The sequence below is a fragment of the Bacillus sp. JJ1532 genome (genome assembly GCF_036965085.1).
Lineage (GTDB): Bacteria > Bacillota > Bacilli > Bacillales > Cytobacillaceae > Cytobacillus.
Genome location: NZ_JBALOW010000043.1, coordinates 1 through 13,204, shown reverse-complemented (window position 1 = coordinate 13,204; position 13,204 = coordinate 1). Strand labels below are relative to the sequence as shown.

General features: G+C 35.9%; 10 protein-coding genes. All 10 read right to left on the bottom strand.

The window, feature by feature from the left end:
- Positions 1-7: 7 nt before the first annotated feature.
- The 10 genes from V7122_RS14495 to V7122_RS14450 all read right to left on the bottom strand — a co-directional run bounded on the left by V7122_RS14495 (position 8) and on the right by V7122_RS14450 (position 12,896).
- Positions 8-1,228, bottom strand: a complete 1,221-nt coding sequence (locus V7122_RS14495) for an MFS transporter (RefSeq protein ID WP_335345739.1) — start codon at positions 1,226-1,228, stop codon at positions 8-10.
- Between the two features lie 99 nt (positions 1,229-1,327).
- The gene (locus V7122_RS14490; RefSeq protein ID WP_335527344.1) at positions 1,328-3,292 is read right to left on the bottom strand and encodes a helix-turn-helix domain-containing protein; all 1,965 of its coding nucleotides are present in this window, start codon (positions 3,290-3,292) and stop codon (positions 1,328-1,330) included.
- Positions 3,293-3,671: 379 nt separating this feature from the next.
- On the bottom strand, positions 3,672-5,816 hold the full coding sequence (locus V7122_RS14485; RefSeq protein ID WP_335347165.1) for a bifunctional metallophosphatase/5'-nucleotidase: 2,145 nt from the start codon (positions 5,814-5,816) through the stop codon (positions 3,672-3,674).
- Positions 5,817-6,204: 388 nt separating this feature from the next.
- Positions 6,205-6,732 carry a phosphatase PAP2 family protein gene (locus V7122_RS14480; RefSeq protein WP_335354109.1) on the bottom strand — a complete coding sequence of 176 codons (528 nt, stop codon included), beginning with the start codon at positions 6,730-6,732 and terminating at the stop codon, positions 6,205-6,207.
- A gap of 243 nt (positions 6,733-6,975) precedes the next feature.
- Positions 6,976-8,112 (bottom strand): MGDG synthase family glycosyltransferase, encoded by a 1,137-nt coding sequence (locus V7122_RS14475; protein ID WP_335347163.1) that lies wholly within the window; start codon positions 8,110-8,112, stop codon positions 6,976-6,978.
- Between the two features lie 113 nt (positions 8,113-8,225).
- Entirely contained in the window at positions 8,226-9,041 is an 816-nt protein-coding gene (locus V7122_RS14470; protein ID WP_335347162.1) for an alpha/beta fold hydrolase, read from the bottom strand.
- An 87-nt stretch (positions 9,042-9,128) separates the two neighbouring features.
- A complete protein-coding gene (locus V7122_RS14465; protein ID WP_335347161.1) occupies positions 9,129-9,266 on the bottom strand; it encodes a hypothetical protein in 138 nt (45 codons plus the stop codon).
- Between the two features lie 421 nt (positions 9,267-9,687).
- Complete coding sequence (locus tag V7122_RS14460) at positions 9,688-11,133, bottom strand: HD-GYP domain-containing protein (RefSeq protein WP_335347160.1); 1,446 nt, start codon at positions 11,131-11,133, stop codon at positions 9,688-9,690.
- 297 nt (positions 11,134-11,430) lie between these two features.
- On the bottom strand, positions 11,431-11,799 hold the full coding sequence (locus tag V7122_RS14455; RefSeq protein ID WP_335347159.1) for an SET domain-containing protein: 369 nt from the start codon (positions 11,797-11,799) through the stop codon (positions 11,431-11,433).
- Positions 11,800-11,810: 11 nt separating this feature from the next.
- Positions 11,811-12,896 (bottom strand): CotH kinase family protein, encoded by a 1,086-nt coding sequence (locus V7122_RS14450; RefSeq protein ID WP_335347158.1) that lies wholly within the window; start codon positions 12,894-12,896, stop codon positions 11,811-11,813.
- Between the last annotated feature and the right edge of the window lie 308 nt (positions 12,897-13,204).

Here is a 13,204-nt window from a genome sequence, read left to right as displayed (position 1 = left end):
CTCCTTATTAAGATACGCTTGATAATGGTTTCTCTTGCTCAGGCTGCTCTGTTGTACGGAATGTGCAGATTGCAATCAAGCAGACAATAGCAAAACCAATCAGCATCCAAAATGCCATGTCAAAGCTTCCTGATGCATCAACAATAAAGCCGATTATTGTAGGTGCAAAAAAGCCAGCTAGCTGTCCTCCTACATTTACAAATCCCATTGCAGATCCTGCCACTGAAGTTGGTGTATTTTTAAGAAGGAAGGCGTTTAGTAGAATAATGACGACAGCAATAAAAAAAGTGACGATTGTTTGGAAAATAATAAAGCTTGTAATAGATGTCGCTGTAAACATAAAGTACATTAAAACAGCGATTAGAACCGTACCGATAATACCAGGCAACTTTTCTTTTCCCTGCGGAATTTTATCCATAATAACGCCAGCCAGTAACATTCCTATAAGCATAGCAACACCTGGAATGGTTTGAGCCCAGCCAATCGATACTAAGTCTAGTCCGCGCACTTTTGACAAATAGCTAGGGATCCAGCTTGTAAGCCCCCACTGAATCGTATAAATGGCAAAGAAGGAGACAAAAATACTCCAAAGCAATGGCATTTTTAATACTGTCTTTAAGGGACTTTTACCTTGTTGTACTTGCACACTGGATGAATCTTGACTTGTTGTTGCATGTGGTATTTTTAAGAAAAAGAGATAGAGTGCTACAATTAGGGCACCGATAAAGGCAACGCCTATAAATAGCGGCCGCCATCCAATAGAGGTCAATAAATAGGCTGAAATAACGGGTGTTAATATCGCCATAACACCACCGCTTGACAATAATATGGACTGTGCACGACCACGTTCTTTACGTGGGAAGGTTTCTGAAATCGCTTTCGTAGAAGCGGGCATAAAGCCTCCTTCACCTAAGCCAAATAGGAAACGTATGGCTAAAAGCATAAATAAAGAATTGGCAACCCCTGTTAACCCTGTAAATAGTGAAAGTAACAGAACCGAAATTGTAACTATTTTACGTGAGCCAAATTTATCTGCCAACAAGCCTCCTGGTATTTGCATAATGGCATACCCTAAGAAAAATGTGCTCAATACAATTCCTGTATGTGTTGCATTAAGTGATAAATCTTTAGAAATATCAACAATCGCATAGTTAATAACAAAACGATCGAAATTACCTAAGGCCCATCCAAAAAATAAAAGTGCTAAAATTACGGACTTGTTCTTCATCCAATCCCTCCAATATTTCGAATATTTAATTTAGTATAAAAGATATAAATATAGAAGAAGCTCCACAGTTTATAAAAAAACTATGGAGCTTCTTCTATATCAATTAAGATAATTATCATATAAATAGCATGCCAGTTGTATTCTTAATAAATGCTCGCGATTATCAAATGAAAGGTTTAAAATTTTTTCCATTTTATCTAGTCGCTGATAAAGCGTATTAATATGAATAAATAATTGATCCGCTGTTTTCTTTGGAGAGGCATTACAGGCAACATATGCCCTTAGCGTATTTGCCAAATCGTTTCTTTCCTGACGAAGAGGATCAAATATTTCATTCACAAAGCCCTCCATATATTCCTTTGATTGTGTCAAAAATAATGTATTGATTCCGAGACTATCATAAGAAATCACACGAGTATTTTGATTACGGGCTCCATAATCACATGCCTTTTGTGCTTCATCTGTTAGTTTTTTTATATACGCCAAATCCTGTTGACCAGTGCTAATACCAGCATATAGAGGTACATGGGAAAATGTCGAAAAGTTGTTAATCAGGATTGATATTTCCTTTTTAATCGTTTTATAATCCACCTGATCATGATATGGTACAAAAATGGTAATTTGATTATTTGTCCCGAATAAAAATATTCCATAATCCTTTAGCTGCTTTTCGATAGCAACAATGAGCTTATGAAGCTCCAACTCAGAAGAAATAGAATGTTTAGCCTGGATGATCCTGACAACGATCATACAGAAGGATTGATTAAAATGATAGTCTATTTTTTGATTTAATAGCTGAATGGCCTCAGTGCTTGAAACAGAGGAAATACGATGAAAGAGTTCTTGATTATGTTCCAAATAGCGATCCATCAACGACTGTTTTTTCAGAATCTCGTTGGAAATCATCATTGCACATTGTTCAAGCACCATACGATCTGTCTCGGAAATCTCCTGCTTTGAATCGACAACTAGGACTGCTACAATTAAATGATCAAGGATAATTGGTTGTGCGTAAAAAGCTTCCCCTTCCATTTCAACATAATTTCCTTCTGGACAAACTTGAAATTTCTTTAACAGCTCATCGAGAAATGCAGCTGCCCTTTTATTAGGATGGGTCTGAATTTCCTCTTTATATATGAAATCATAATAGATCAGAGTCATTTGAAGGATCGACTGAATTTCTTTTACAATGGCTGGGATGCCTTTGTTCGATAAAGAAAGAGAAATTAACGTATCGTGAATTTGATTGCGAATGGATAAATAATTTTCGCGTTCCTGGAGTTGATAGTATATACGTGCATTAAAAATGGCCAGTGCCATTTGCGAGGCAAAGTGCTCCATTGTTTTCACATCTAACTCGGAAAAGGACCATTGATTTTTTTGCTGGTGGAGTAAAATAACACCAACCGTTTTTTCAGACAACTTAATCGGTACAGCAATGAGTCCACTAGACTGGTTAAGTTTTTTTTCCGGTGCCAGCAATGCTAAGTTTTTTTCAGAAACATCATGAAAGTATGTATCGATTTCTGCACGGTTCGTAAATAACTTCGATTTTCCTTCAGCAAAGATCTTTCCCACAATGGCTTCACCAATTTGAAATTTAGCATGACGAATCTCTTTATTCAAACCGACTGTTGCGATATTTTCGAGTATCTTGGTTTGCTCATTATAGAGCGTTAAAATGCCTGTGGAAGCTGCCGGAATAGCATCAACTGCATTTTGTAGAATATTCTCAAGCAACGACTCCACTTGCACATTTGTCACAATGGCTTGTAGCCCTTCTTGAAGTTTTTGAATTTCATTTTCTTTATAATAAATACTCTTTTGGATAAATATAATTTCAAATAAATCCTGAAAATAGGCAAGTTCCTCTTCCGTTAGAGATTTATTCACTTCAAACAATACTGTCAATGTATCGGCATAGTAAAATGAATAGCGTTTTCCTTGTATTTCCTCCTGAACAATCCACTCAATGGACGGCTGCCACTCTTCCTTGAAACCAAGTGAAAACAATGAAATCTGAAACTTCTTTAGCGTCCTACGAAAAAATAGTTGTAAATCCATCATCTTCACCCCCCATTTTTAAAGTGTAAATTTTCTAATATATTCAAGTAGAATCTCATCAAATTGTGGAATATCTCTTAACTTGTACGAAAAAAATCAAGATCCCATAAGGATCTTGCACAATGTCAGAGAACAGGATCTATTATTTAGTCTATCCCTTTTTATTATATAATGGATGATTTTTATTATTAAAGTCATTTTGAATTAAAAAACCTCATTTACTTATGATACGATTCACCGAAACAAAAAACTGCACCTCCAACTGTTAGATGTGTGTATCTAACAATTGGGGTGCAGTTTAGCCCTCTATCTGTTTTTTTCAATCCCTATATTCTGGTATCGCTCCACCTTGTTTATTTTAAAAGACTCGAATCAAAAATTAACTCGCTAACAAGGCTGGTAACTCATTCCAGCTAATTTCTGTTCGATGTTCAATGATGTATTGAAGCATGAACATGATTTCGTTTTTATCCATTTCCCCTAAATGCTTATTTGGAAGCTTGCTAATATGCAAGTAAGTTTTTTCTAAAGATAGATAAGCTTCATCTTCTTTATCTTTTTCAAAAGTTTTGATTGCATTTTCCAACTGAGCAATAAGCGATGTTTTAATTCCATTATTCCCATCTGCTTGTTTCACTAAAGAAATCGTATTTTCGATTGATGCAGATGTAATGAATACCTCAAGAGTTTTCGTCTCTGAAACATTATGCACTTTATCGATCGCACGGTATTGAATAGAGTTTTTACCTTCTTTATTGATCGTTAACCCCTCATCATAACGTTGCCAAGTGACACCGTTATCTAAGCTATACTCAATATGCGAAACCCCGATACCTGCATCTGTTGCTGCCAAGGATACTTTGACTTCATGAAGATACGATCCATCTCTACAGTCAGCCCCATGTAATACTGCATCCGCCAGTTCGGGTGCCTTGAAGTCTTCCGAGATTCTTCCTTCCGCTACATAATGGACTGGTCTATTAAAGCTTTTCACGAAATTTACAGTGGCTTGTATATCTTCAGGCCCTTGAACTGGGTCATTGCCATATTGGCGAATTTTATATTTATCAGTCCCATGTTCATACATATAATTGTTGACAGTAAGCGTATAGGTCCCATAATTATCAATTGGTGATCCATCAGGAAGATAGATATTTACTACTTTCCTTGTCGCACTATCCCACGTATATGAGAATCCACCAATAGAGACATCCGGTCCATAGGATGAAAACTGAGCATTTAATATAGGTTCCAATGCTGATCCTGGAATGGTGACCGTAACCAGTGTGTTATTAAATGGCTGGATATTGAAAAGATTCTCCCAAGTCATTTCGCCTTGGGCCAAAACGTCACGGATTCCCCCGCCGTTCATTAAGGCAAAATCAGACTTCATTTCATAATTCATTCCGTCTGCAATCAAGTTTCCAAGAGCATTGTCACCAATGATGCCTTTGATAGGGTATCCGCCATTCATTGGAGTAGCAGCAAAACCCACTACTTCTTTCAATTTTGGTCCAACCATTTCTTTATATTTGGCTAAAATTGCACTAACCTCTGGATCAGGAGTTACACCTTCTTGAATAACATCAACGATTTCCGCATGTTTTTCAACAATGTCACCTGTAACACGATCAATTTTCAAATCAATATCCGCAAAGGATTTTCCATATTCCCAAGCTTGGACAATAAGTTTGTTGTCTACAATCGCATTAAGTTTCACATGGTTATGAGCAGCAATAATGACATCTACCTCGTCATCTACGTTCTTCGCTAAATTTGCAATTTGACCAGTGGCCGTTTCATCGCTTTGATTTCCAGGAACGTGAGCTAAAACGACAATTGCCTTAATTCCTTGTGCTTTTAGCTCCTCCGTATATTTATTAACAGCTGCTGCTTCGTCCGTGAAACGAATATCCTGTATACCAGAGGCCATCACCATATTAGGTGTTTCAACCGTAGCTACACCAATAAATCCAATTTTTACACCATCTACTTCTTTAATGGCGTAGGGATCTAATATGAGCTTTCCAGTATCTTTGTATTCCACATTAGCGGCAACAACCGGAAAGTTCATCCCTTTATATCCTTTTGTGCCGTTTGGATGATCACCGCCATATACCATCCGAAGGAATTCTTGTGTACCTTTATCAAATTCGTGGTTACCTACAGTTCCTACATCAAATCCGATAGCTTCCATGATTTCAACTGTAGGCTCATCTCGAAGTAAGGCTGAAACCGGAGAACTGCCACCAATCATATCTCCAGAATGGATAATTAGCGTGTTATTTGGATTGGTTGCTTTATGGGCTTTTAAATAAGTGGCCAAATAGTCTGCACGTCCATAATTCACATTATTAATAGTTCCTGTAACATCAATCTTGCCATGTAAATCGTTCACAGAAAGTAATTTAACCGACATTGTATCTTCTGCATGCGCACGAATGGCGAGACTTGAGAAGATTGGTAGAACTAGTAGAGCAATAACTAGTAAATTAATAAATCTTTTACAAAATAGTTTTCTCATAATTTTACTCCTCCTAATATGACCCCATAATAATCTGGTTATTTATATAGGAGGTTAATTCCATGTTAATTTCATGTAAATCCACGGAAAATAATCATTTTTTCCTATTTCCATGATTTACGATTAGTCTCATAGTCCCGTTTCAGATTCAATCAAAAGAGATGACACGGTTTCATGCTTCAGCAAGACATACACCAGAAACTAACCAAACATATCCTATTCCAATGACGTTAACTTCCTCATCTATCATACCCTTTACAGTAGTTTTATAGATTAGCTACCTTCCTGTGCCTATTTCGTGCAATCACCTCATCATATTGAAACAATAAATCAGAGAAGATCGCATCCCATGATCGACCTAATGCAAACTTGATTCCCCCCTCTTCCATTAAATGATATAAATGGCGAGTAACCCAAAAGCTGTTCCTACAATGGCACCAGCAAGTACATCTGAGGGATAATGTAAGCCTAAAAAAACTCGCGATATTCCCACGCAACATGCAAGTGGATAAAGAAAAAATCCAAGTATTGGTAAATGATAGATTAAAGGAGTAATTATTGAGAAAATAGCTGTCGTATGGCCTGATGGGAAGGAATGGTCCATCAGCGGATTTTCGCCCACTCGAGCATTGGTTAGAGATAGATATGGACGTGTTCGAGGGTATATTTTTTTCATGAAAACCACGAAGAGATGACTTATCAGAAGAGAGATGGCACTTTCAAAGCCCCATTTTTTAGTTGGAAAATCAAGGTATAAAATGAGGAAGATGGTAAGACTAATGGTTGCCGTTGCTCCACCGAAATGAGTGATTTGACGGAAGAATAAATTTAGGCCTTTTTGGTCGAAACGATTGTTAATAAGTGAAAAGACATTACATTCAAATTGATGTAAATGATGAACCCATTTCGTTATCATTTGTTATCCCCCCTCCTATGAATTACTTTGATTGTACCCGAGGGATGTAAGGGAAATATGAACGGAGTATAAATTTAGTGTTGATCATTTTTAATAAATAGCTTAATTTTCACAAAAATCTTAATAAGAAATTAATGAAAAACAAAAAAGGCATCTCAATCCAAAAGAAAAGGACGAGATGCCGTTCTTTCAGTTGTGACACGCACTCCGAATAACCCGAACATCTCCGAGCCAATTCCTGTCTCAGTTCGCACTTTTGATGTTTTTTGCTTGCTGCCAATACTCTTGCAGAACATCGTTGACAATCGTTTCGGCTGCATGAGGCATATGAATCTTTCCTAATGATGATTTCATTTGTTGTAATTTCACTTTGTCTAAAGTTAGCTTGTGAATTCCTTTAACCAAATGTTCCAACTTGTCAAATGAGACCGCTGCACTGTTTTTTTGAAAAAACATAGCATTTTCGTTTTCTTGACCTGGTGTTGCTGGTAATAAAACGATTGGGACGTTTTTTACCATCGCCTCTGTTAACGTTATTCCCCCAGGTTTTGTTACTACACATGTTGCTAGCTGCAGCAATTCAGCCATTTCAGAAACATAGCCAAACACGCGAATATACTTTTCTCGTTGAACTTTATTTTGCAACTGTTCATACAGTTTTTTGTTTTTTCCGCAAACAATTAGGATCTGAGTTTTTTTGTCTCTTATTAAATTCTCACAAATATATTTGATTTCTTTTGATACTCCATGGGCCCCTGCAATCAATAAGATTGTTTTTAAATTGGGGGTGATTTGATATTTTTTAAAAAGATAGGGTAGGGAACATGTTTGTTGAAATTGATCTAGTACAGGTATCCCTGAAACAACAATTTTTCCTTCGTTCATTTCATTTTCTATGAGCTGTAATTTTAACTGTGGAGTCGCTACATAATATTTATCAATTCTAGGATGAATCCATGAATAATGAAGACAATAATCTGTGACAACGTTGTATGTGGGGATCGTCTTTTTTGTCTTTAATAGAAAATATGGAACCGTTTGAGTAGGGAATGTATTAATTATGGCATCAGGTTGCTCCTCCGTAATGATTTTACTTAATTCCGAATAACCATATGGAAAATGAGGAGTTAATTTTCGTTTAGAAATCTTTTGACTGCCATAATAAAATAAGCGATATAGTTGCCCGCCCCCCTTTGTGTAGCTTTTCAAATATAGTTTTTTCGTAAATTCATGTAAACGTGGATTTGTATCTTGATAGATATCCCTAATAACAACTTCAGCGGTTTTTTTAAGAGTAAATTGTTCTTCGAGCGCTCTAGCTACTTGTATGTGTCCATTGCCATAACTTGTTGTCAAAATTAATACTTTTGGCTTTTTCATTATGCGGAACTCACTCCTCTATCACCGAAACTGGAAATCATTAATTACCACAATCATTTTACCAAGAGTTTATTAGGTTTCTGTTAAGATAAAGTTAAGATGACTGAATTTTTTTATATTGATGTATGTGCTAAAATTTGTTTAAAAACTTCATTTGAACGTTCTTCCGTAATTAAATGGCCCGTTTTTTCATATGTAATGAGCTTTGCGTTAGGCAAGTCATTAGCTAATTGATGACCAATATGAACTGGAACGACTTGATCCTCTTCTCCCCAAAGTAATAATGTTGGGATCGTAATATTTTTTAATTCCTTACTTGGTAAATCACCTTCACGGTATCTTAATAATCTCATCAGGGATATGTAAAACCCATCTTCCTGCAACGGTTTTCCATATTCCTCAATATAGTCTTCCGTTATGAGAGATTGCTTATAAAATACGTTTTTCAAATGTTCCCGCACTTCCTTACTTTGGACCTTTCTTCTTATGTAATAGTGAAAAAAAGGGAGATAGGTACATAAAATTAACGCTTTGTTTGCTCTTTTTAAATAGCCGGAACTCGATAATAACACCAAGTTCTTTATTTTTTCAGGAATGATTTTCGCTGTATATAATGCAATTTGGCCACCCATCGAGTGTCCTGCAATATTCACCTCTTTTAATTTAAAGTAATCGATACAATCGGCAACGATCTGGGCATAATTTTGAAAGGAATACACAAAGGAGGCCGATTTTTCACTGCGGCCAAATCCAGGTAAATCAATGGCGATGATTGAGAAATATTCTTTTAATAAAGGGATCAGAAGATTAAATGTATAAATAGAAGAAGCAAATCCATGAATTAAAAGAAGTGGAGGCTTTTCATCTAACCAGTATTCACAATAGATTTTCACATTACAAAGTTTGATATACGTTTGATTTAATTGCATACTTCACATCTCCAACATTGTTTGTTAGAGATATTTTGTACATATCACTGTTCCAACATGTATTAATGGTATGAGACTCTGCTCCCTTTAAATATACTTCACTTGCTTAAAAAGATCCTTCATATCCAAAACCTCTTTCCCTGCGATTAAAATAAAATCTGTATGCAAATAGGTTGTACCAACAAGATCTTGAAGGTTAGACAACTCCATATCATCTGCTTGCAATAATGTGTCATCCTCTAAATAAATATAAATGGAGAAATGGTTTTGTAATAAAGCAAAGAATTTGGCTTTACATAAAAATCACATTTATTAGGGCACAAAAAAGGATGCCTTCAATATCAAGGCATCCTTTTTTACTTTTGTTTTTAAATGATTAACCTGCTGCCATTTATTCTTTCCTATTTGATTCTTCACTTTCCTAGTATACTTTATCAGGTTTAACAACGAATATTCTAATTAAAGTCGCAATCGTGAAGAAAGCCCTAATGACATATAACACCATGTCATAGGATTGTGTCTTTTCAAGAATAAGGTGTTAAAAAGTAAAACATTTATCGGTATTTGGCTTATGTTCTATATTAATATTACATGCGGATTTTGGAACAATTTATTCTAGATTTTTTTTGCAAATAGCACAAAAAATCTAAAATGAAGAAATCAATGTACCAGTAGTATCATTATTTATTGTACTAGATGGATATTGATAAACTGTCGGGTTTCGTTCACACAAGTTAACCCATGCATCTACACATTTAGGGTCAAAGTGAATGCCTTTTTGCTCAATTAAATACTTTACGGCTTCGTTATGGGTCCATGCTTTTCGATAGGATCTTTCAGAAGTAAGAGCATCGTAAACATCCGCAACAGCTACTATTCTAGCTAAAAGCGCTATTTCTCCCCCTTGAAGCTTGTCAGGATAACCGCTGCCATCCCATTTTTCATGATGAGAACGTATGATACTGAGCTCTTCTTTCATAAAACCAAGGTCTCTACACATTTCGTAACCATTCACTGGATGCGTCTCTATAATTTCTCTTTCCTCACTAGATAGTTTACCAGGCTTGTTGATAATCGAATCTGGGATACTTATTTTCCCTACATCATGAACTAGAGTTCCTTGAGCTATTGCCCTTAATTGTTCTGGTTTTAACTTGAGTTCTTCTCCTAGTTTCAATGCATACATGGTTACTCTAAAAGTATGGCCCATTGTATATGTATCTTTTTTTTCTGTAGTAACTACTAGAGCTTTAACACTTGGCGAAGCACTATTTGTAATTCTTTCAAATGGATCGTTAGTAAATAATGCACGGATAGCACCTACAAAACTCCCCCTCACTACATACTGCTTAATTAATCCAATAAGCATAACAATCATTGATGCTAATAATAGAAAATGATACATCCACCAACTTAGCCTCCATATCTCTCCCAAAATCATGATAAGCTGGGATACAATAAACCAGCCTGCACTATAGACAATCGATATCTGGAGGGGGAACCGTGAAAATCTATAAGTTTGATAATATCGAATAATAGTAATTATATTTAGCAGTAAGACGATAGCAGTAACAAACCAATTAAGAGGCTTTACATTTAATGGAATGAAATGCATTATGTTTGGAAAACTCATTGATACTATGCCAAAAATACTTAAGGCTAATATCCAACCTGGAACAAGCATACTTTGTCGCTGTGATAGTTTTTCAACAAGTTTATGATCAGAGGGTAAAGAAGATAACCATAACCATATAGTGGCTAATAACATACTTAACTGTGATGCAACACCTGGTAAATGTGTTTCAGGGAGCAAAAAGTGTGGTGTAGATAAACCATGTAAAGCAAACACAAGAGCTAGAGAAATGAAGGATAAAGCTAAAAAGCTAACCTTAATATTCCTTAGTCTTTTCCCAACAACCCCAACAGCTATAGCAAGTATGGTAGATAATATAGAAACTGCACTTACAATATAAAAGTGTCCTCTGGGCATTATAAATAAAGGATCATCCCAAAGCCCACCTCTTAAAAATTCAAATATGGCAAACGGTAGGGCAACTGCTACTAAAGGTCCAATAAAACTATAGTTTTTCAATTTATTTCCTCCAAGTTTTATATGAGTTTGTAGTACTTCTATACTATCATATTATACTAAATTTTTAGATAACTCGTATATTCTATCAACTTTATTAAAAACGGATAGACCTCCTTAGGGTTCTATATATGTAACTAATTAAACTTTTAACTGGCTCGTCCTTTTTATCGATCCCATTCGAGGATATATCGGAAAATGCCCAAATTGCCGAAAGCAAAGAATAAAAAAGCCAAGTATTAGGGTCAGTCCATCACTGCGTGAATACAGCAAGGACTGACCAAGGTGATGAAAGGCACCCTAGAAAACGTCAAACCATAATAGCGACTGATCACTTGGATCTCCATTATAATTTACAAAAATTTGCTCTCCTCTTTGAATATCTTTCCTGGCATAAAAGTCTAAAGTTTGGTTTTCAATATTGGTAATATACTTTGCGTTAGGAGTATAGGAGTGATTATATAAAGAACCATATCCTAAAGCGATGGCTTTATCTTCTCCCCAACGAAATACATAGTTTTGTAGCACACTTTTTCTCATTTGCTTCCATTCTTGGTCAGGAATAATAATTACCGGGGCTTTCTCCAGCAATTCCCCTTTCTTAATATAACGATCCGCAAATATCCCCCTGCCATACTTTCCTGCATTTTTTACTATAATTGGTCCCACTTTATGGCCTCCTATTTCAAATTCTTAAGCTGTTCTAGAAGATAACGATTCCGATTTGAAATAAATTGAAGGATCAGTTCTGGCTCACTTTCAAATAGATTGATAGATTTTCTGCTTTTATACCGATCTAAAGTTATATACGTTCGCAATTGGTTATACATATTTGTCACTTTCAGTTCCAATGCACTGATAGTAAATGACGTATTCAGAATTTCTTCAAGCATAAGGCGATATTGATCACGGAATTCCTTATGATCAAGCAGGCGTGCTGTAAGCGTATTATAGCCTCGGACGGGGACGTAATCGTATTCCATTATTTCTCCATCCCAGTCTCTCCCCCAGGTTGCATCATAATCCCAAGGAATCATTTCGAACAATCCCGTTTCGCTATTACGATACAAGGCATAATTATGAATGAAACCATCAAAGTTCTGTGTACAAACTGCCCCGCAAAGCCATATCAGATACTTTTTCACATCCAGGTACTTCGTTATTTCTTCACTGAAATTTTCCCGAGGAATCGTATTTATTTTGGCTATGAATGTTTCTAAGTCATGAATATCCTTTTCACTACCATCCTTCTGATCATATCCAGAGAAAAGGGAAGATTTTGGTCCATTTTCCGGCGTTAATAATGAAAAATTTGCGTGATAGGTAGTTGCATAAAAAATTGGCCCATTTGGAAGCTGTCTTTTTTGTAGAAAACATTGATCTACGGATTCAAGCTGCAAATAGATACCTTCAGGCTTTCCATTGAGCTCAAGGAAAACATGTCTAGAATTTGGAGCAAGACAGCCAATCGTTTGGAAAAAATCAAATGATAGTTTGTTGCGAATCAATGACGGATCACGATATTCTGCATTAAGATGAATTTCATTCCCGCTAAACTCTTGATTATATGTTTCAAAGTTAATTCGATACGATTTTTTAGGAAATGTACGTACGTGATCTCCCCGATAGGCAATACCGCTTTCATACTCATTACCGTCTATCACCAGTTTGGAAGGTAACAGCCTTTCGTTCCATACATCGTTCATCAGTTTTTTATAATGCCGAGGCTTAATCATAATACCGATGACAGGTATATTTTGTGTCATTCAATCATTCCTCTATGATTTGATATTCCATCTTATGAGGGTAAGAAAATATTTGATCATAAAGGGATTAGAATTGGACAGGAATCTAGGACAACTTCAATAAAGTTTCATACAATACAGTACCTTACATTAAAGGAACTTTATTAGAAAGGAGGTTCTCTAATTGGAGAGAATCGATGTTTTAGATTTAATTAACCAAGCGGAATCTAATGGACTTGAGGATTTTTTAATGCAAAACCCTTTTGCTGCAGGAACTGGTGAAGGAACTGGCAAGAAAGGGACTGGTAAGAAAGGGACTGGTAAGAAAG

Bases quoted from the DNA above. Each gene is read 5' to 3' on its own strand.
- V7122_RS14485 (WP_335347165.1), bottom strand. From the start codon at position 5,816: ATGAGAAAACTATTTTGTAAAAGATTTATTAATTTACTAGTTATTGCT.
- V7122_RS14475 (WP_335347163.1), bottom strand. From the start codon at position 8,112: ATGAAAAAGCCAAAAGTATTAATTTTGACAACAAGTTATGGCAATGGA.
- V7122_RS14490 (WP_335527344.1), bottom strand. From the start codon at position 3,292: ATGGATTTACAACTATTTTTTCGTAGGACGCTAAAGAAGTTTCAGATT.
- V7122_RS14450 (WP_335347158.1), bottom strand. From the start codon at position 12,896: ATGACACAAAATATACCTGTCATCGGTATTATGATTAAGCCTCGGCAT.
- V7122_RS14480 (WP_335354109.1), bottom strand. From the start codon at position 6,732: ATGATAACGAAATGGGTTCATCATTTACATCAATTTGAATGTAATGTC.
- V7122_RS14470 (WP_335347162.1), bottom strand. From the start codon at position 9,041: ATGCAATTAAATCAAACGTATATCAAACTTTGTAATGTGAAAATCTAT.
- V7122_RS14495 (WP_335345739.1), bottom strand. From the start codon at position 1,228: ATGAAGAACAAGTCCGTAATTTTAGCACTTTTATTTTTTGGATGGGCC.